The 17,818-nt window shown below is 33.5% G+C and carries 13 protein-coding genes; 9 read left to right on the top strand and 4 right to left on the bottom strand.

Annotated features, from left to right (window positions below):
- Positions 1 to 65: 65 nt before the first annotated feature.
- Both A0O34_RS18985 and A0O34_RS18990 read right to left on the bottom strand, forming a co-directional pair.
- Positions 66 to 1,328 (bottom strand): aminotransferase class I/II-fold pyridoxal phosphate-dependent enzyme, encoded by a 1,263-nt coding sequence (locus A0O34_RS18985; RefSeq protein WP_066758299.1) that lies wholly within the window; start codon positions 1,326 to 1,328, stop codon positions 66 to 68.
- A 73-nt stretch (positions 1,329 to 1,401) separates the two neighbouring features.
- On the bottom strand, positions 1,402 to 2,439 hold the full coding sequence (locus A0O34_RS18990; protein WP_066758304.1) for a PLP-dependent cysteine synthase family protein: 1,038 nt from the start codon (positions 2,437 to 2,439) through the stop codon (positions 1,402 to 1,404).
- Positions 2,440 to 2,661: 222 nt separating this feature from the next.
- Here A0O34_RS18990 and A0O34_RS18995 point away from each other — a divergent pair, with 222 nt between their 5' ends.
- From A0O34_RS18995 to A0O34_RS19035, 9 genes are all read left to right on the top strand, one after another.
- Positions 2,662 to 6,147 carry a glycosyltransferase family 117 protein gene (locus A0O34_RS18995; protein ID WP_066758307.1) on the top strand — a complete coding sequence of 1,162 codons (3,486 nt, stop codon included), beginning with the start codon at positions 2,662 to 2,664 and terminating at the stop codon, positions 6,145 to 6,147.
- Positions 6,148 to 6,168: 21 nt separating this feature from the next.
- Positions 6,169 to 7,521: a hypothetical protein gene (locus A0O34_RS19000; RefSeq protein WP_066758308.1), complete on the top strand. Its 1,353-nt coding sequence runs from the start codon at positions 6,169 to 6,171 to the stop codon at positions 7,519 to 7,521.
- A 12-nt stretch (positions 7,522 to 7,533) separates the two neighbouring features.
- Complete coding sequence (locus A0O34_RS19005; protein ID WP_066758309.1) at positions 7,534 to 8,061, top strand: DUF1697 domain-containing protein; 528 nt, start codon at positions 7,534 to 7,536, stop codon at positions 8,059 to 8,061.
- 55 nt (positions 8,062 to 8,116) lie between these two features.
- Entirely contained in the window at positions 8,117 to 8,530 is a 414-nt protein-coding gene (locus tag A0O34_RS19010; protein ID WP_066758311.1) for an acyl-CoA thioesterase, read from the top strand.
- A gap of 140 nt (positions 8,531 to 8,670) precedes the next feature.
- Positions 8,671 to 9,480: a 3-deoxy-8-phosphooctulonate synthase gene (gene kdsA, locus A0O34_RS19015; protein ID WP_066758312.1), complete on the top strand. Its 810-nt coding sequence runs from the start codon at positions 8,671 to 8,673 to the stop codon at positions 9,478 to 9,480.
- 171 nt (positions 9,481 to 9,651) lie between these two features.
- Positions 9,652 to 11,853: a TonB-dependent receptor plug domain-containing protein gene (locus tag A0O34_RS19020; protein ID WP_066758313.1), complete on the top strand. Its 2,202-nt coding sequence runs from the start codon at positions 9,652 to 9,654 to the stop codon at positions 11,851 to 11,853.
- Positions 11,854 to 12,071: 218 nt separating this feature from the next.
- Complete coding sequence (locus A0O34_RS19025; protein WP_066758315.1) at positions 12,072 to 12,449, top strand: HYC_CC_PP family protein; 378 nt, start codon at positions 12,072 to 12,074, stop codon at positions 12,447 to 12,449.
- 103 nt (positions 12,450 to 12,552) lie between these two features.
- The gene (locus A0O34_RS19030) at positions 12,553 to 13,026 is read left to right on the top strand and encodes a DUF3347 domain-containing protein (protein ID WP_066758317.1); all 474 of its coding nucleotides are present in this window, start codon (positions 12,553 to 12,555) and stop codon (positions 13,024 to 13,026) included.
- Between the two features lie 100 nt (positions 13,027 to 13,126).
- Positions 13,127 to 15,907 (top strand): multicopper oxidase domain-containing protein, encoded by a 2,781-nt coding sequence (locus A0O34_RS19035; protein WP_066758319.1) that lies wholly within the window; start codon positions 13,127 to 13,129, stop codon positions 15,905 to 15,907.
- A gap of 165 nt (positions 15,908 to 16,072) precedes the next feature.
- Here A0O34_RS19035 and A0O34_RS19040 read toward each other — a convergent pair whose 3' ends face one another.
- Together A0O34_RS19040 and A0O34_RS19045 are read right to left on the bottom strand one after the other, a co-directional pair.
- Positions 16,073 to 17,191, bottom strand: coding sequence for an FAD-dependent monooxygenase (locus A0O34_RS19040; protein ID WP_066758321.1), 1,119 nt, complete (start codon positions 17,189 to 17,191; stop codon positions 16,073 to 16,075).
- Positions 17,191 to 17,781, bottom strand: coding sequence for a hypothetical protein (locus tag A0O34_RS19045; protein ID WP_066758323.1), 591 nt, complete (start codon positions 17,779 to 17,781; stop codon positions 17,191 to 17,193). Before A0O34_RS19045 ends, A0O34_RS19040 begins: the two co-directional genes overlap by 1 nt.
- Positions 17,782 to 17,818 lie beyond the last annotated feature (37 nt).

A 17,818-nucleotide genomic window follows, 5' to 3' on the forward strand; every position in this document is an offset into this window, starting at 1 on the left:
TCTTATTTTATAAAAAACCACTGAAAATGATCAGTGGTTTTTGTATTTATATGATGATATCGAAATTACATTTGTTTGTACTCGATGTTCATTTGCTTTTCCATTTCTGCGTAAGCTCCTGAATTTAATTTTTCTTTGATGCCGTCAAAAGCAGCTAAAGTTTCATTAATTTCTGAATCTGTGTGTGAAGCTGTAGGAATTAATCTTAATAAAATCATTCCTTTTGGAATCACCGGATATACAACAACTGATGTGAAAACTCCGTAATTTTCTCTTAAATCTTTCGCTAAAAGAGTTGCTTCAATTGTAGTTCCTTCAATAAAGACAGGAGTTACACAAGTGTTTGTATTTCCAAGGTTGAAACCTCTTTCTTTTAGTCCGCTTTGAAGTTTATTTACGTTTTCCCACAATTTATCTTTAATTTCTGGGCGAGTTCTCAATAATTCCAATCTTTTCAAACCTCCGATTACCATTGGCATTGTTAAAGATTTAGCAAAAATCTGAGAACGAAGATTGTATTTTAAGAATCTGATGATCGTTTCATCTCCCGAAAGAAATGCTCCAAAACCAGCCATAGATTTAGCAAAAGTTGAGAAATATACATCGATCTGATCCTGACAGCCCTGCTCTTCACCTGCTCCAGCTCCGGTTTTACCCAAAGTTCCGAAACCGTGTGCATCATCTACCAACAATCTGAAATTAAATTTTGATTTTAAATCACAAATCTCTTTCAGTTTACCCTGCATTCCTCTCATTCCGAAAACACCTTCAGTGATGACCAAAATTCCGCCTCCGTTTTCTTCAGCTACTTTGGTTGCTCTTGCCAAGTTTTTTTCTAAACTTGCAATATCGTTATGTTTGAACGTAAAACTTTTTCCCATGTGAAGACGAACTCCATCTACAATACAAGCGTGAGAATCAGCATCATAAACAATTACATCATGTCTTGTAACCAATGCATCAATTGCAGAAACCATTCCCTGGTAACCGAAATTTAAAAGATAAGCAGACTCTTTTTGAGTGAATTCTGCCAATTCTTTTTCCAATTGCTGATGTTGTTGAGTTTCACCAGACATTGCTCTTGCACCCATCGGATAAAACATTCCGTATTCTGCAGCAGCTTTTGCATCAGCTTCTAAAACTTCCGGATGGTTGCAAAGACCTAAATAGTCATTGGCACTCCAGAAAATTACATCTTTACCCTGAAATTTCATTCTTGGACCAATCGGGCCTTCCAATTTTGGGAAAACAAAATATCCTTCTGCATAATCTGCAAACTGTCCCAATGGACCTGGATTTTGTTTAATACGATCAAAAATATCTAACATTTTATTAATATTTAAGTAAAAAAGCCTTCTGAAATCTACAAAAAAGGCTTGATTTGTATAAAATTATTTATTCTTATTTAATGAATTCTGTCTTGAAAACTTCATCATAGTTGTGTACACAATTATTAACGAAACCTTGCTCAGCCATCCATTTATCACTGTAAACTTTGGTGATATATCTTGAACCATGGTCAGGGTAAATCAAAACAACGACATCGTCTTTAGAAAATTCGTGAGACTGTGCATATTGTATTAATCCCTGAGTTACTGCTCCTGTTGTATAACCTCCCATAATTGCTTCTTTTAAAGCGATTTCACGGGTTCTGTAGGCAGACATTTCATCATTCACTCTTACAAATTCGTCTACTTTGTCAAAAAGCAGGGCAGATGGGATCAAATTTTTCCCCATTCCTTCGATCTGGTAAGGATGAACGTCTTCTTTGTGAATCTCTCCTGTTTCGTGGTAGCTTTTTAAAATAGAGCCATCAGCATCAACACCAATAATCTTGATGTTTGGATTTTTTTCCTTTAAAAACTTCGCCGAACCGGATAATGTTCCACCTGTTCCAGTGCATGCAAAAAGGTGAGTGATCTTACCTTCTGTTTGCTCCCATATTTCAGGTCCAGTACTTTGATAATGTGCATCAATATTCAACTCATTAAAATACTGATTGATATAAACTGAATTTGGTGTTTCTGAAGCAATTCTTTTTGCAACTTCATAATATGATTTTGGATCATCCGCAGGTACATTCGCAGGACATATATATACAATAGCTCCAAGTGCTTTAAGATAAGCAATTTTTTCAGGCTTGGTTTTGTCACTTACCGCAAGGATACATTTGTATCCTTTGATGATGCAAACCATTGCAATAGAAAATCCGGTATTTCCTGATGTGGTTTCAACCACTACAGAATCCTCCTTTAATAAACCTTTTTTCTCAGCGTTATCAATAATATGAAGTGCGATTCTATCTTTAGTGGAATGTCCAGGATTATATGATTCTAACTTGGCATAAACGGTTGCAGGAATATCTTTCGTCACAGCATTCAGCTTCACCATAGGCGTGTTCCCTATTAGGCCAAGGATATTATCGTAAACATTACTCATTATTTGTTATTTTTCAATAAAAATCTGACCGCAAAAATACAAAAAAATAAATAATTTCTAAACTTTTGTTTGATTTGTAAGCATTGTTTACTAAATATTCTTTCTTTCTTTTGCAATCTAGCTCTACTATGTTCGCAAATACTGCGCCATTTTTTTTAAATTTTGTTAAAATCGATACAGAATCATATAAAAGCCTTATTTTCGCGTAATTGATTTAATACTATGAAAAATTGGACTTTTAGGCAATGGAACACCATTTTAGGATGGGTGATTTTCGTCATTGCATTTTTCACGTACTTGTCAACTATTGAACCTAATTTTAGTTTTTGGGATTGTGGTGAGTACATTTCTTCTGCAGTAAAATTAGAAGTAACGCATGCTCCCGGAGCGGCTTTATTTCAGATAGTGGGTGCTGTGGCAGCCATTTTTGCATTTGGAAAAGGTGAAAATTATTCTATTGTAATCAATGCAATGTCTGCATTGTTTAGTGCGTTAACGATTCTATTCTTGTTCTGGACGATCACACATTTTGTGAGAAGACTCTTGAATAAAGATTTTGAAGAAATTACGAAACATCAGGAAATTTCTATCCTGTTTGCCGGAATGGTAGGAGCTTTATGCTTCACGTTTTCAGATACATTCTGGTTTTCGGCGGTGGAAGGGGAAGTTTATTCGATGGCTTCAATGTTTACAGCACTTTTGGTCTGGTTGATCACGAAATGGGAAAATGAGTACAAAGCAGTTGATAATGAAAGATGGATCATCCTTATTTTCTTTATTTTAGGAATGTCTGTTGGGGTGCACATGATGTGTATGTTGGCGATTCCTGCAGTTTGTTTGGTATATTACGCTAGAAATTATAAGTTCACTTGGAAAAATTTCCTTTGGGCTAATGCGATAACATTAGGAATTTTAATTATTGTTTTCAAAATTATCTTCCCGTTAATCATGTCAATGTTTGGTAAGTTGGAAATTTTCTTTGTTAATGGTTTAGGACTTCCTTTCCATTCGGGAACTATTGTTGCGTTTATATTGATGGTGGCGATCTGCTATTTCATTATTAAATATGCCAGAAGAGCAAAAAAGAATATTTATCAGACGGCTGCACTTTCTGTAGTTTATATGATGATTGGTTTTTCTTGTTGGATGGTAATTCCTATCAGAGCGAATGCAAACCCTCCAATGAACCTTAACGATCCTGATACGGCGATCGGTATGTTGGATTATTATAACAGAGTTCAGTACGGAGATTGGCCAACAATTTACGGTCAAAACTATACGGCGTTCCTTGATGCGAACGGAATTGAAAAAAATGAAGACGGAAGTTTCAAGACGACTAAAACCGGAGATATTTACGAAAAAGACGAAAAAACAGGAACATACAGAAAAACTGGTGACAGATTCAATTATGTTTTCAGTAAGTCTCAGGTAAGTTTAATGCCAAGGATGTTTAATGAAGATAAAGATGTAATGGCAAATTACATTTCTATGTATGGAGCTCCGGATTTTACTTTTAATTATGCAAACGAAGATGTTGCAGATAGCCCTCAGGCTAAGCAGATCTTTGACGAATTGAGAGGTAAATATGAAGATAAAAGCATCACAGCAGCAGATTATTTAAAGGTAAAACCTTATAATTTGATCAATGTTCAAAAGCCTTCGTTGGCTCAGAATATGGATTATTTCTTCACTTTCCAGAACGGATATTACTTTGTAAGATACCTGATGTGGAACTTTGTAGGTAGACAGAACGACCTTGAAGGAAGCTATGAAGATACCAAAGGAAACTGGATTTCTGGAATTTCTGCGATAGATAACGCGAGATTAGGAAATCAGGATGCAATGCCTGCAAAATTCAAAAATGAAAGTACAGTTGCGTTCTTCTTTTTACCATTAATTTTAGGTTTAATAGGATTCTTTTTCCAATTAAACAGAGACTTCGGAAGATTTTACGCAATATTATCTTTATTTATATTAACAAGTGTCGGAATTGTTTTCTACACAGGAGTTAAACCTTTCGAACCAAGAGAAAGAGATTACGCAATGGTAGGTTCATTCTACGCATTTGCAATCTGGATCGGGATGGGGGCCGGAGCAATTTTATGGTTCCTTCAGGCTAAAGTAAAATCTAATGTTGCAAATATTGTTGCAGGAGTAGTTTTATTGGGAGTTCCTTTTATGATGGGCTTCCAGAATTATAATGTACACGACAGAAGTAACAGATATACGGCTTACGATTATTCTTATTCAGTATTAAAATCATTACCAAAAGAGGATATTTTATTCGTTTACGGAGATAATGATACGTATCCGGTTTGGGCAATTCAGGAGACTGAAAATTTCAGAGATGATGTAAAAGTGGTCAACTTTACCTTAGCTTCAACTCCTTGGAATATCGATCAAATCAAGAGAAAAACATACAACGCGAATGCTATTCCAAGTCAATTGACACACGATGACTACAGAGATGGCGTGAACGACCAAATCTATCTGATGAAAAAAGATGATTGGGAGGGAATTTTCTCAATGCTAAAAGAGCAGGGCGCACCAGCAACTGAATTTGCAGAATTTAGAAAATATCTTACTCAGGATTCAATGACGATGAAGGAGGCAATGAGCTTTATCAAACAAAAATCTGCAACAAAAGACGAACTTTTAAAAATGTATTTCGGAGAAGAAAAATTTGAAAAATATAACATTCTTCCGGTTAACAAATTCATTTTACCTGTAAATAAAGACAACGCTTTAAGAGCCGGAATCATCAATCAGGCTGATCTTCCGAATACGGCAAATCAGATCATGATTAGTTATAAAGGAAATACACTTTTCAAAAACAACTTAATTATGCTTGATATTTTAGCTAATTTTGATTGGAAAAGACCGATTAACTTCTCTTCAGGAGGTATTTACGACAGCGAAAATATTTTCTATCTTGATGAATATCTTCAGTTTGACGGTTTCAGCTACAGATTAGTTCCTATTCATACGCCACAGACTCCGGATGGAGAAATGGGAAGAGTAGATGCTAATTCTTTATATAATGTAGTGAAAAACTTCAGATGGGGTAATTTCAAGAACTTAAATGTTCATTTTGATGAAACGGCAACGTCTAACATTATGAGCTACAGAAGTTCAGCAAGTAGAGCTGCGTCTGCATTAGCTTTAGGCGGACAAAAAGCAAAAGCGATCGAATTATTAGATTTAGCTGCAAAAGAAATTCCTGCTGAAAAATACAATGATCCTCGTTCTTTAAGTTCAATGGTTTACGGATATATCGTTGCCGGACAAGAGCAAAAAGCATTAAAATTAGCAGAAACTCTTAAGAAAGGAATCTTTGAAGAATACGATTATTATTTAAGCCTGACTCCTTACGAGCAGCAGTTTGTAAGAAGACAAATGAGAACAAAACCAATGGAATATTCATTAGTTGTTTCAGGGGTTACGGACGCTTATGTGAAAATCGGACAGAAAGATAAAGCTTATAATTACTTGGTTAAATCTATTGAACCGATTGATAAAAAGTTCAATGGTTTTGTGAAAGATCTTCAGCAAATGGGTAAAGAAAAAGCGATGAAAGAATCTGAAAATGTTCAAAAAATAACGCCTTTCTATCAATATTTATTTGATGTTATGCAGCCTTTTGATTCTACGTATTCAAAAGAAAAAGAAGAGCAGATCACAACGTCAATTATCAAAGCAACACAATAATCAAAACGAATTTTTGAAAAAATGATGAATATTTTAAAAAAAACAAATTTTCCCTTTACTGTTTTTTTAATAGCAATCGTTACATGGATATTTTTAGCTGTAGCGGTATTTTTAATAAATAAATATGTGGTATTTACCGGAAACAATCTTTTATTTCCGTTTTCGGTAATCTATCCATCCTCATTTCTAATAATAGGCAGTTTATTCTGCCTATTATTTTTGGGTACAGGTCTCTTGGCTTACCAATATCATCCAAAGCTCAATTTCTTTGTGATATACATGATCTGTGCGTTATTAATCGTATTTGGAAATATGGGGCAGGGAAATGTAGACATTGCATTTTTACAGCCTTTCTACCTTAAAGGAAGACAGTATTACGCCGATGCCATCAACATTACAGATTGGAAATTATGGATGTTGAATTTCAACCATAATTTAGAGTCTTTCCAGATGCATACACGCACGCATCCGCCTTACACAACCTTAATTCACTATGCTTTTCTTGAACTTTTTAATGGGAGTATATTAGGATTAAGCCTTTCATTTCTGGTAATCTCACTTTGTAGTTTTCCGTTAATGAATTTATTAATGAAAAACTTTAGATTTGATAAAACAAAAAGGAAATTTTTATTGATATTATTTGCTGTAATTCCATCAGTAAATATCTATCTTTTGGTTTCTATTGATGCTTTAGTTCTTACATCAACCTTATTATTTTTATGCGGAATTTCTACGATTTTCATTAAAAATAAACTGAGCTTTTTAGGAATTTTAATGAGTGTTTCGGGATTAATTCTTACCAATATGCTGACGTTCTCAGGGCTGTTTTTATTTGCGTTTCTAGGACTTTTAGTGTTAGTGACACTGTATAAAAAGCAGTATTCTGTTTTCTTTAGTTCAATCATTTGTTTCGTTTTAACGGTTGCTTTCTTCTACGGAAGTTATGAAGTTACAGGAAGCAATCATTGGGAAACGTTTAGAGAAGCGAGCCATTCTGAAAATCCAAATGGTTTTATGTTACTGCATTCGCCTGTTGTCTATTTCTTCACAAGATTGGAGGATATTGGAGAGATTCTGATTTTCCTTTCTTTTGCTTATATGGCGTTATTTTTTAGTTTCAAAAATGAAAATTTAGGATTATTTTCAGATAAACAGGTTAATATTTTTTCATTTACAGGACTTACAGCTTTAGGAGTAATGTTTCTTACAGGCGCTTATGGAACAGGAGAAACAGCGAGAGCTTGCTTGTATATCGTACCGTTTTTTCTGTTATTTTTGAAAGAATTAAACAATAACAGAACCCTTAAAGTATTATACATTCTTTGTTTATTGCAGACGTTCGGAATGCAGCTTATAGGCAATTATTACTGGTAAAAACTAAAAGTTATGAAATACTGTGCTTTTCTTCGGGGTGTGAATGTAAAAGGAACCAATATGAAAATGGCGGACGTTTGTCAGGTTTTCAAAGATGCCGGAATGGAAGATATTAGTTCAATTTTAGCTTCAGGAAATATTGTTTTTTCGTCTGATAAAAAAACGGATGATTTAAAGAAAATCCTTGAAAAAGCAATGTCTGAGCATTTTTCCTATGAAGCATTTTTATTTATTAAATCTCAGGAAGAAACAGAATCTTTTTGGAACAACAATCCATTTGAAAAGAATGAAAACTTACATATTTACACTTTTGTAGGAAGTCCGAAAGTTGAAAATATTTTAATGAAAGAGTTTGAAAATTCTGCTAAAACTGAAGACGAAAAAGGAGAAATCGTAAATAATATTTTTTATTGGCAGGTTCCAAAAGGAAATACATTAGATTCTACTTTTGGGAAAATTTTAGGCAAAAAAAGCCTGAAAGATCAGTTTACAAGCAGGAATATCAATACTTTTGAAAAGATTCTTAAAAAGATGAGCTAAATGTTTTATTAAAGTTTTACTCTTAATTATATTTGTTAGCTAATTATAGTTTGTTATGAAATACTCAAAGGAATACACGGTTAAGGATGAGCATATTGATGTACAGGGAATTATGGATGGATTGTATTATCCGTTTTATATGGAATACTGTAGGCATTCTTTTATTGACGAAGTTTTAGGTTTTAATCTGGAAACTGAAGCAAAAAATGGCGTCAATATGGTTTTATCTGAATATACGATCAACTTTCTCAGGTCATTAAAGAAAGATGATGTGATAACTGTAACATGTGAATTACACCGCGACAAAAATAATATTCCTAAACTGCACTTTAAGCAATCTATTATTTTGAATAATAAAGTGGTAACAAAAGCAGTTTTTTCAGGTACATGTGTTCCCGCAACAGGAGGACGACCATTTATTCCGGAAACATTAAAAACGATCATTGAAAATGCTCCTGTTTTAGAGTAAATAAATCTCAATGAGTAAATTTTTCTTGTTTTTAAATTTTAATTATAACTAGCTAAGGAGAGATTATGGTAAAACCATCAAATAATTTCCGATTCTAAAACTTTATAAGTATTTTTACTGAACTTTTAATTTAAAATAAAATGATTCAGTATTTAGATAATATCCATCACAAAGATTCCAAAAACTTTTTCCTTATTGCCGGACCTTGTATTATTGAAGGGGAAGACATGGCGTTAAGAATTGCCGAAAAAGTAATTGAATTAACCAATAAATATAACATTCCTTACATTTTCAAAGGAAGCTTCAAAAAAGCCAACAGAAGTAGAGTAGACTCTTTTACGACAATTGGAGAAGAAAAATCTTTGGAAATCCTTAAAAAAGTGGGTGAAACTTTCAATATTCCTACAACGACAGATATTCACGAGAATGAACATGCTGCTTTGGCGGCTCAATATGTTGATGTTCTGCAGATTCCTGCATTTTTGGTACGTCAGACTGACTTATTGATCGCTGCAGCAAAAACGGGAAAATGTGTTTCTTTGAAAAAAGGACAGTTTCTTTCTCCGGAATCTATGAAATTTGCTGTTCAGAAAATTACAGATTCTGATAATCAAAAAGTTGCCATCATTGAAAGAGGGAATTCTTTCGGATATACAGATTTGATCGTGGACTACAGAGGAATTCCTACCATGAGAGAATATGCGCCTGTTATTCTGGATGTTACGCATTCTCTTCAACAACCAAATCAAAGTTCTGGAGTTACGGGAGGGAGACCGGATCTTATCGAAACTGTTGCAAAAGCAGGAATCGCAGTAGGTGCAGACGGAATCTTTATCGAAACTCATCCAACACCGGAAACCGCATTATCAGACGGAGCCAATATGTTGAGACTTGATTTATTAGAAGATCTTTTACAAAAGCTAACCAGAGTTAGAGAAGCGATTCTGTAATTCTTTAAGAAAAATATATTAATACTTATCTAAATTGTTTTCAAAGTTTTGTTTTAATAGGCAAAATTTAGAAAATATTATATAAAGATCATTTTAATAAATGTTAAATAAAGTTTAAATAAGTTAAAATAAAATTTATATATTCACGTTTGAAATTTTAAAACATTTCTTTTGAAAAAACTAGTTTTACCACTGAGCCTTATGGTTCCCATGTTAGTATTCTCTCAAACAAAAAAGAGGGATACAGCAAGAACAACAGATATTGAGGAAATCGTTTTCCAGAAAAAAGTGACCGGAAAAACGAATGACCTTACTGCTGTAAAAATTTCAGCAAAAGATGCTCAGAATGTAGCGAGTATTTCCGGAGGTATAGAAGGTGTTATTAAAACTTTACCTTCCGTAAACTCCAATACAGAGCTTTCTTCACAATATATGGTTCGTGGTGGAAACTATGATGAAAACCTTATTTACATTAATGATATTGAAATTTACAGACCTTTCCTAATTAGGAATTCTCAGCAGGAAGGTTTAAGTATCATTAATCCTGATATGGTTTCTACCGTCAATTTCTCTGCCGGAGGTTTTGAACCGAAATACGGAGATAAAATGTCTTCTGCATTAAATATTTACTACCGTGAACCTGAAAAGTTTGAACTTTCAGGAGAGGCGAGTTTAATTGGAGGAAGATTGACGGCAGGCTTAGCTTCAAAAAATAAAAAATTAACCGCTTTATTTTCAGGAAGATACAGGAATACGAATTTGGTTCTTAATACTTTAAAAGAGGACACCAATTTTAACCCTAGATATTTTGATTTCCAGACGTATCTTAATTATCATATCAATGAAAAGCTCTCACTTTCATTCATAGGGTATTACTCTAAGAATGATTATGAAATGATTCCTAAAGAACAAAGTATCGATTTTGGTTCTTTACAGAGGCCTATCAATCTTAACGTGCAGTATGCAGGTAAAGAAGATGATAAGTATAAAAATATGATGGGGACATTCTCTATGAATTATAAGCCATCAGACAAGTGGAAATTTACCTTAGACGCGTTTTCTTATCAGAATAGAGAAAAAGAATATTACACGATACAATCTGCATATATTCTACAGACTTTTGATCCTGTAACAGGTGATCCAACCACTTCATACGATGCGGGTGGACAGATAGAACATGCCAGAAATGATTTGTTTGTAAGAACGTATGGAGCCCAATTCAGATCCCGTTTTTCACCTAATCCGAATACGGATATTGAGGTTGGATTTAAATATGAAAAAGAAAACCTAAAAGACCTTACCAACGAATGGAAATTGGTAGATTCTGCAGGATACAGCCTTCCACATGAAGCGTTCGTTGACCCAAGAAATCCCGGAAATTTGGAACTGATGTACAATATTTCCGGAAACAATCATATTGAGCCGACGAGAATGTCTGCTTATGCACAATATTCTCAGAAATTTTATTGGGGTTCAAGCAAGGTTTTTTTAAATGCAGGAGCCAGAGTTTCAAATTGGAGTTTCAATAAAGAAACAATTTTTTCTCCAAGAGCTCAGTTTGCCATTAAGCCAGATTGGGATAGTGACATGTTGTTCAAGCTTTCGGGAGGGATTTACTATCAGTCGCCTTTCTATAAGGAAATCAAAGACTTAGATGGTAATTTTAATAGTAATATAAAATCTCAACGTTCAATTCAGGCTATTTTAGCGAATGACTATGAATTTACGATGTATAACAGACCGTTCAAGTTAACGACAGAATTATACTACAAAAAAATGAATAATCTGATTCCTTATTACATGGATAATGTAAGGATTCGTTACTCAGGTCAGAATAATGCTACAGGTTATGCTTACGGAATTGATACAAGATTATTTGGAGAATTTGTTCCGGGAGTAGATTCTTGGTTATCTGCAAGTTATGCCAGAGTATACGAAAATATTGATGGAAAAGGAGATATTCCTAGACCAACAGACCAAAGGTTCAGATTTGCGATGTTCTATCAGGATTATATGCCGGAATTCCCTTCTATGCGTGTGAATTTAACATTAACCTACGCAATGGGATTACCAACAGGTGCACCGGTTCTTACAGATCCATATACCTACCAAAGGACGTTACCTTCTTATAAAAGAGTAGATATCGGACTTTCTAAAGTATTTATTGACAGAAAAGACAACAAGAAAACATACGGATTCTGGGGTAATTTTGAAGAATTAACATTGGGAGTTCAGGTTTTCAATGCCTTTAATATTAGAAATACCGTTGCCAACCAATGGATTACGGATGCGAATACAAATTTAATGTATCCAGTTCCTGTTCGTTTGACAGGTCGTTTCTTCAACATAAAACTTGAATTTAAAATTAAGTAATCAGGTTATAAGAATTAAGGCTTAGGATTTAGGTTAAAATTAAACACAATCATCTGTGAAAATCAGCGTGATCTGTGGGAAAAAGAAAATCTATCACACAATAAATTAAAAATCTTCTGAATAATTTCAGGAGATTTTTTTGTTTCCTGAATTTTATAACAACATCACAGAATTTTATAACAGTCATTCAATACTTATTTCTACCTTTGCTACAGCATATGAAAAAGATTCTTGCCATATTGTTTTCTATTTTCTACTTCGGATTTTCTTCCGGGGCGGTTGTTAGTGTACATTATTGCATGATGGAAATGATTTCTGTAAGTCAGAAAACAGATGATTTATGCAGTAAATGTGGTATAAAGACCAAAAAAGATTGTTGCAAAACGGAGATCAAAGTTGTAAAAGTTGATGATTCTCAGAAATCAGATTTACTAAAAATTGATTTTTTAAAACAGATTTCAGAGATTCCAACTCAGCAGTTTTTCTTTGTAGACAGATTTTTTTCGGCTAGAAAATTTACGCAGATTCAGATCAATGCACCGCCCGAAAATAGGACGGTTCCCATCTTTATAAATCATTGTAATTTTAGAATTTAGAATTCGTCAGTCGTTTGATATTTAAATCATTACGAACGACATGTTATGTCGCAATAGGCGATATTAAATTATTCTTTATTAATTAATTCTAAATTTTAAAACAATGAAAAAATATATCATTACAGCAGTATTCTCTTTATTTTCAATTATTTCTATTTCAGCACAGTCAAAATCTGATGTTCAGGTTTCTAAATTATATCAAAATTACATTACGATAAAAGCCGCACTGGCTTCTGATGATGCCGATAAAACTTCAAAAGCAGCTTCTGAATTCATTAAAATAGCTTCAGCGATCGATTATAAAGTAGTTTCTGAAGGGAATTTAAATGTCCTTAGAAAAGATGCAACAGCGATTTCTGATGCCAGAAGTATTGCAGTGCAAAGAGAGACATTTTCTAATCTTTCAGATAACATGATTGCTTTAGCGAAAGAATTTAAACTTTCAGATAAATCAGTCTTTGTTCAATATTGCCCAATGGCAGACGCAAGCTGGTTGAGCAATGAAAAACAAATCGTAAATCCTTACTACGGAAGCTCTATGCTTACTTGTGGAAGTGTGAAGTCAGAGATAAAATAAATATTGTATTTATCTTTAAAATAATGCGTTGTATAGTTTAAATTAAAAACAACTTGAAGGTTTGATTTAAGCTATACATCTTCAATAAATTCGAAATATTATGAAAAAGCTAATCCTATTTCTGATATTTTTGTTCTCTGTTTTCAATTTCGCACAAACAACCAAAACGTATTATACCTGTCCGATGCATCCGGAAGTAGTTTCTTCAAAACCTGGAGACTGTCCGAAATGCAAAATGACGTTGGTAAAAAAGACGGTTGTTATAAAACCTGCGGTTACTCCAAAACCCGTGGCGAAGCCTATTTTAAATCAAGAAACAAAAGTTGTAGAAACAAAGAAAAAACTTCCTGTAATTAAGGTTAAGGTAAAAGTTGATTCTAAAGTAAATGTAAAATCAAAAATAAAAGAGGTTCAAAAATCAGATAAAAAGGAGACAAAAATCTTATCTAAACCTTTATCTCAGCAGTCTCAGTCAATATACGTTTGTCCAATGCATCCTGAAGTTACTTCAAATAAAACCGGAACATGCCCAAAATGCGGAATGGATCTGGTTGAAAAAGAACGTAATGAGGATGAAATTACTGAACCAGAAACTGATAAAAACTTACCGTTTAAAAGAAATTCCGAAAATGGGAAAGTAAGTTTTGGAGGAAAAACAGTTCGCTATGATTTGTATGTAAAAGATACGATTGTCAATTTTACAGGTAAAAACCGAAGAGCAATTGCGGTAAACGGTAAATTACAGGCTCCAACTTTATATTTTACAGAAGGAGATACTGCGGAGATTTATCTTCACAATATGTTGAAAGAAAACACTGGTTTTCACTGGCACGGAGTAATCTTGCCTAACGAACATGACGGTGTTCCGTATCTTACGACAAAACCTGTACAACCTGGTGAGACTCATTTATATAAATTTAGAGTTTCACAAAACGGAACATATTGGTATCATTCGCATCAAGGTTTGCAGGAGCAGATCGGAATGAATGGAATTTTAGTTTTCAATAAAAGAGAAGGTGAACCAAAAGTTCAGTATACTAAAGAAATCCCAGTGTTATTAGGAGATTGGAGCGATGATGATCCAATGCAAATCGCAAGAAGACTTCATATGGCCAATACAGATTGGTACGCCATCAAGAAAAATGCAGTTCAAAGTTATTGGGAAGCCATAAAATCTGGAAATTTCGGAACAAAAGCATTGAACGAATGGAAAAGAATGGAAGCAATGGACGTGAGTGATGTGTATTATGATAAATTTCTCATCAACGGACAGCCAAGTTCCGATTATTCAAATTTAAAAGCTGGCGATAAAGTAAGACTGAGAGTGGCTAATGGAGGTTCTTCTACTTATTTCTGGCTGAATTTTGGAGGTGGAAAATTTAAAGTTGTCGGAAATGATGGAAATGATGTTGTTCCTGTTGAAGTAGATCGTTTGATTGTCGGTGTTTCCGAAACTTATGATATTGAAGTCACCATTCCTGAAAATAAAAGTTTTGAATTTCGGGCTACTTCAGAAGACAGAATTGGCCATGCTTCACTTTGGCTGGGTTCTGGTGAAAAAATTGAAGCCCCGAATTTACCAAGATTAATGCTTTTTGAAGGGATGAAAATGATGAACGGAATGATGGAAATGAGCGGAAATATGAAGCCGATGAATATGACGATGGGAAATCAAATGATGGATATGAATGAAGTGATGTATCCTGAACTTCCTGAAAGTCAGCGAAAAATGACAGCTAAGCATATGAATGAAATGATGGGGGTAAAAGAAAAGGAATCTAAGAAAGAAGAAGATCATTCAAATCATTCAGAAATGAATATGAAGGAAGAAAAACACATTAAAAGATTATCTTACAATATTTTAAAATCACCTGAAAAGACCATTCTTCCTACAGAAAATGTAAGAGAAATGAAGTTTACGCTCGAAGGTAATATGAACCATTATCTCTGGACGTTAGACAATAAAACCGTTACAGAGACAGATAAAATCTTAGTTAAAAAAGGGGAGATTTTAAGAATTACGCTCTATAATAACTCAATGATGCGTCACCCGATGCACTTGCATGGTCATGATTTTAGATTAATCAATTCAAAAGGAGAATATTCGCCATTGAAAAATGTGGTTGATATCATGCCGATGGAAACAGATGTAATTGAATTTGCAGCAAATCAGGATGGTGACTGGTTTTTCCACTGTCATATTTTGTATCACATGATGGCAGGAATGGGAAGGATTTTCAGTTATGAAGATTCAAAACCTAATCCTCAGCTTCCGAATAGAAAACTGGCTTGGAAAGATTTTATGAAAGACAACAGAATGGTAAGTTCTATGGCAATGCTGGATGTTGCAAGCAATAAAATTCATGCAGAAACCATGACGATGTTCGGACCAAGATGGGCTAATTTAAATGAATTTCATTCCAATTGGAATATGGATCATTTTGACGGAAATTTTAAAGTTGGAAGATTTCTAGGGAAATTCCAGTGGGCATTGCCTTATGCAGGTTTCAGGATTCAAAAAAATCATGAGATTATGGAAAGAAAAATGGCAGAGGAAATGGAAATGGATTTTCACGGGAAAAAAACCTGGTTCGGACAGCAAAAAGCTTCAAAAAATAAAGCTGTTTTTATTGTTGGTGCTCAATATCTTTTACCGATGTTGGTTACTGCTGATGCCAGTATAGACCAAAACGGAAAGGTTTTATTGGAACTGAGTAGGGAAGATATACCTATTTCCAGAAGAATAAGAGGAAATTTCAGTCTTAATTCTGATGGAGAATTTACAACCGGTTTGAGATATATTGTACAAAAATGGTTCTCAATCTCCGGAAATTACAATAACGAAATGGGCTGGGGAGCCGGACTTACTTTGACTTATTAATACAAAAGACTGTTTCAATTTGAAGCAGTTTTTTTGTTTTTTGACCACAGATTTACACAAATCGACACGGATGATTGAGAATATTTAATCTGTTTTCAATCAGCCTTGTCAAGGTTTAAAACCTTGACAAGGCTCATAATTATCTGAATTTTTTAAAGAGAAAAATTACATTTCCAGTTTTATAACTTTCTCAACCATCTTTTGGTTTATACTTTCAGGAGTCAATCTCATAAAGAAATTTCGTAGAGAATTTCCTCGTTCCCATTGTGAGATTTGCCCGATTTTCCAGCTTGTATTCACGACATAATCCACCTTTTTTCTTCTGATTTTCTGGAATTCCGCAAAAACAGTATTAAAATCTTGATGAGTTTCAAGTAATTTTCCAATAATATAGGAATCTTCAATGGCCTGACAAGCACCTTGTCCCATATTTGGAGTGGTTGCATGAGCTGCATCGCCAATCAAACAAAGGTTTTCAGAATACCATTTTGGAATAGGAGACAGGTCCATAATATCATTAAGAATAATATTTTCTTTTGGAGTAGATTCTAAAATTTTTAAAACTAAAGGATTAAAATCGCTAAAATTTTCAGCTAAACTATTGTAACGTTTGTGTTTCCCGTGATTAATTAACGCATACCAATATATTTTTTTCTCTGAAAGCTTCACAAAACCAAAACGCTTTGCTTTTCCCCAAATTTCAAGAGCTTGATGATGAAATTCCTCGGGTAAATCAAAATCTAATAAACCTCTCCAACACATTTGCTTTGCATTTCGGATGTTTCCTGTTTCGAAAATTTGATTTCTGATTTTAGAATGAATTCCATCTGCTCCGAAAACTATTTTACCTTCGACTTCAATTCCATTTTCAAAGTTTAAAATATAGTTTTCTTTTTTCTTGATTTGGGTTAAAGAATGATCAAGTTTAATATGTTCGAAACCAATATTTTCAGCTAATATTTTTTGTAATTCTGCTCTGTGAATCGCTACGTTGCAGGAATTATATTTATTTTCTAATTCAAGAATATTTGTTTTTGTAATAGGTTTCAACTTTTCATCCGTAATCGAAATTCCATGAATTTTGTTTCCTGCTTTCTCAATTTTTTCTTTTAATCCTAACTGATCAAAGGTTTGCATAGCATTTATGGCCATCATAATTCCAGCTCCGACAGGTTTTATTTCTGGTGCTGATTCATAAATTGTGAAGTCTAAATTATTTTGTTTCAGGACATTTCCAAGAGCTAAACCGCCAATTCCGGCTCCGATTATTGAGATTGAATTCATTATTTTAAGTTTTTTAATTCATTCAATAATTGATTTTGCTTATTGATGAAATTATTCAAACTGTCTGTTTTCAAAGGATGAGCGTTTTGGTATTTTTCGATCTCGGGAAGCGTTTTTTTGATTTTGAAAGCGTTATAAAAACTGGAAATTTTATAATTATTAAGATTGACTTGCTTTGTTAATTCTTCCAATTTTTTCTTTTTTAAATTAAATTTTTCTGAACTATTTTGTAAAAGACTAAGAATTTCTTTTTTTAATGCAGAGTCTCTAATTACTTTAGCTCTATTCTCAGCGATGTTATAATAATCTTCAGAGTTAGTAATTATGTCTTTATAAATATTCTGCATTTCTCGGCTGTCTTGCTGAATTGATAAAACTTTTTCATCTAGTTCTTTTAAATCTTTATTATTTTTAATTTGCTCAGAATAGATTCCTTCTAAAATATCCTGAGTATTACTTAATCTTTTTATAGGAAAGCTTGATTCTGTATTTTCTGCTGCTTTTTCTACAATTTCAGTTTGTTTAGGCTTATTTTCTGAACAAGAAAGTAATGATAGAGATAGGATAGAGGAGAAAAGTATTTTTTTCATAGTTTATTTTAATTTTATTCTCAATTTTTGTCATTCC

This window comes from Chryseobacterium glaciei, assembly GCF_001648155.1.
In the GTDB taxonomy this organism is placed as follows: Bacteria; Bacteroidota; Bacteroidia; order Flavobacteriales; family Weeksellaceae; genus Chryseobacterium; species Chryseobacterium glaciei.

Excerpts from the sequence above, each read along its gene's own strand:
- A0O34_RS18985 (WP_066758299.1), bottom strand. The coding sequence starts at position 1,328 with ATGTTAGATATTTTTGATCGTATTAAACAAAATCCAGGTCCATTGGGA.
- A0O34_RS18990 (WP_066758304.1), bottom strand. The coding sequence starts at position 2,439 with ATGAGTAATGTTTACGATAATATCCTTGGCCTAATAGGGAACACGCCT.
- A0O34_RS18995 (WP_066758307.1), top strand. The coding sequence starts at position 2,662 with ATGAAAAATTGGACTTTTAGGCAATGGAACACCATTTTAGGATGGGTG.
- A0O34_RS19000 (WP_066758308.1), top strand. The coding sequence starts at position 6,169 with ATGATGAATATTTTAAAAAAAACAAATTTTCCCTTTACTGTTTTTTTA.
- A0O34_RS19005 (WP_066758309.1), top strand. The coding sequence starts at position 7,534 with ATGAAATACTGTGCTTTTCTTCGGGGTGTGAATGTAAAAGGAACCAAT.
- A0O34_RS19010 (WP_066758311.1), top strand. The coding sequence starts at position 8,117 with ATGAAATACTCAAAGGAATACACGGTTAAGGATGAGCATATTGATGTA.
- kdsA (WP_066758312.1), top strand. The coding sequence starts at position 8,671 with ATGATTCAGTATTTAGATAATATCCATCACAAAGATTCCAAAAACTTT.
- A0O34_RS19025 (WP_066758315.1), top strand. The coding sequence starts at position 12,072 with ATGAAAAAGATTCTTGCCATATTGTTTTCTATTTTCTACTTCGGATTT.
- A0O34_RS19030 (WP_066758317.1), top strand. The coding sequence starts at position 12,553 with ATGAAAAAATATATCATTACAGCAGTATTCTCTTTATTTTCAATTATT.
- A0O34_RS19035 (WP_066758319.1), top strand. The coding sequence starts at position 13,127 with ATGAAAAAGCTAATCCTATTTCTGATATTTTTGTTCTCTGTTTTCAAT.
- A0O34_RS19040 (WP_066758321.1), bottom strand. The coding sequence starts at position 17,191 with ATGAATTCAATCTCAATAATCGGAGCCGGAATTGGCGGTTTAGCTCTT.
- A0O34_RS19045 (WP_066758323.1), bottom strand. The coding sequence starts at position 17,781 with ATGAAAAAAATACTTTTCTCCTCTATCCTATCTCTATCATTACTTTCT.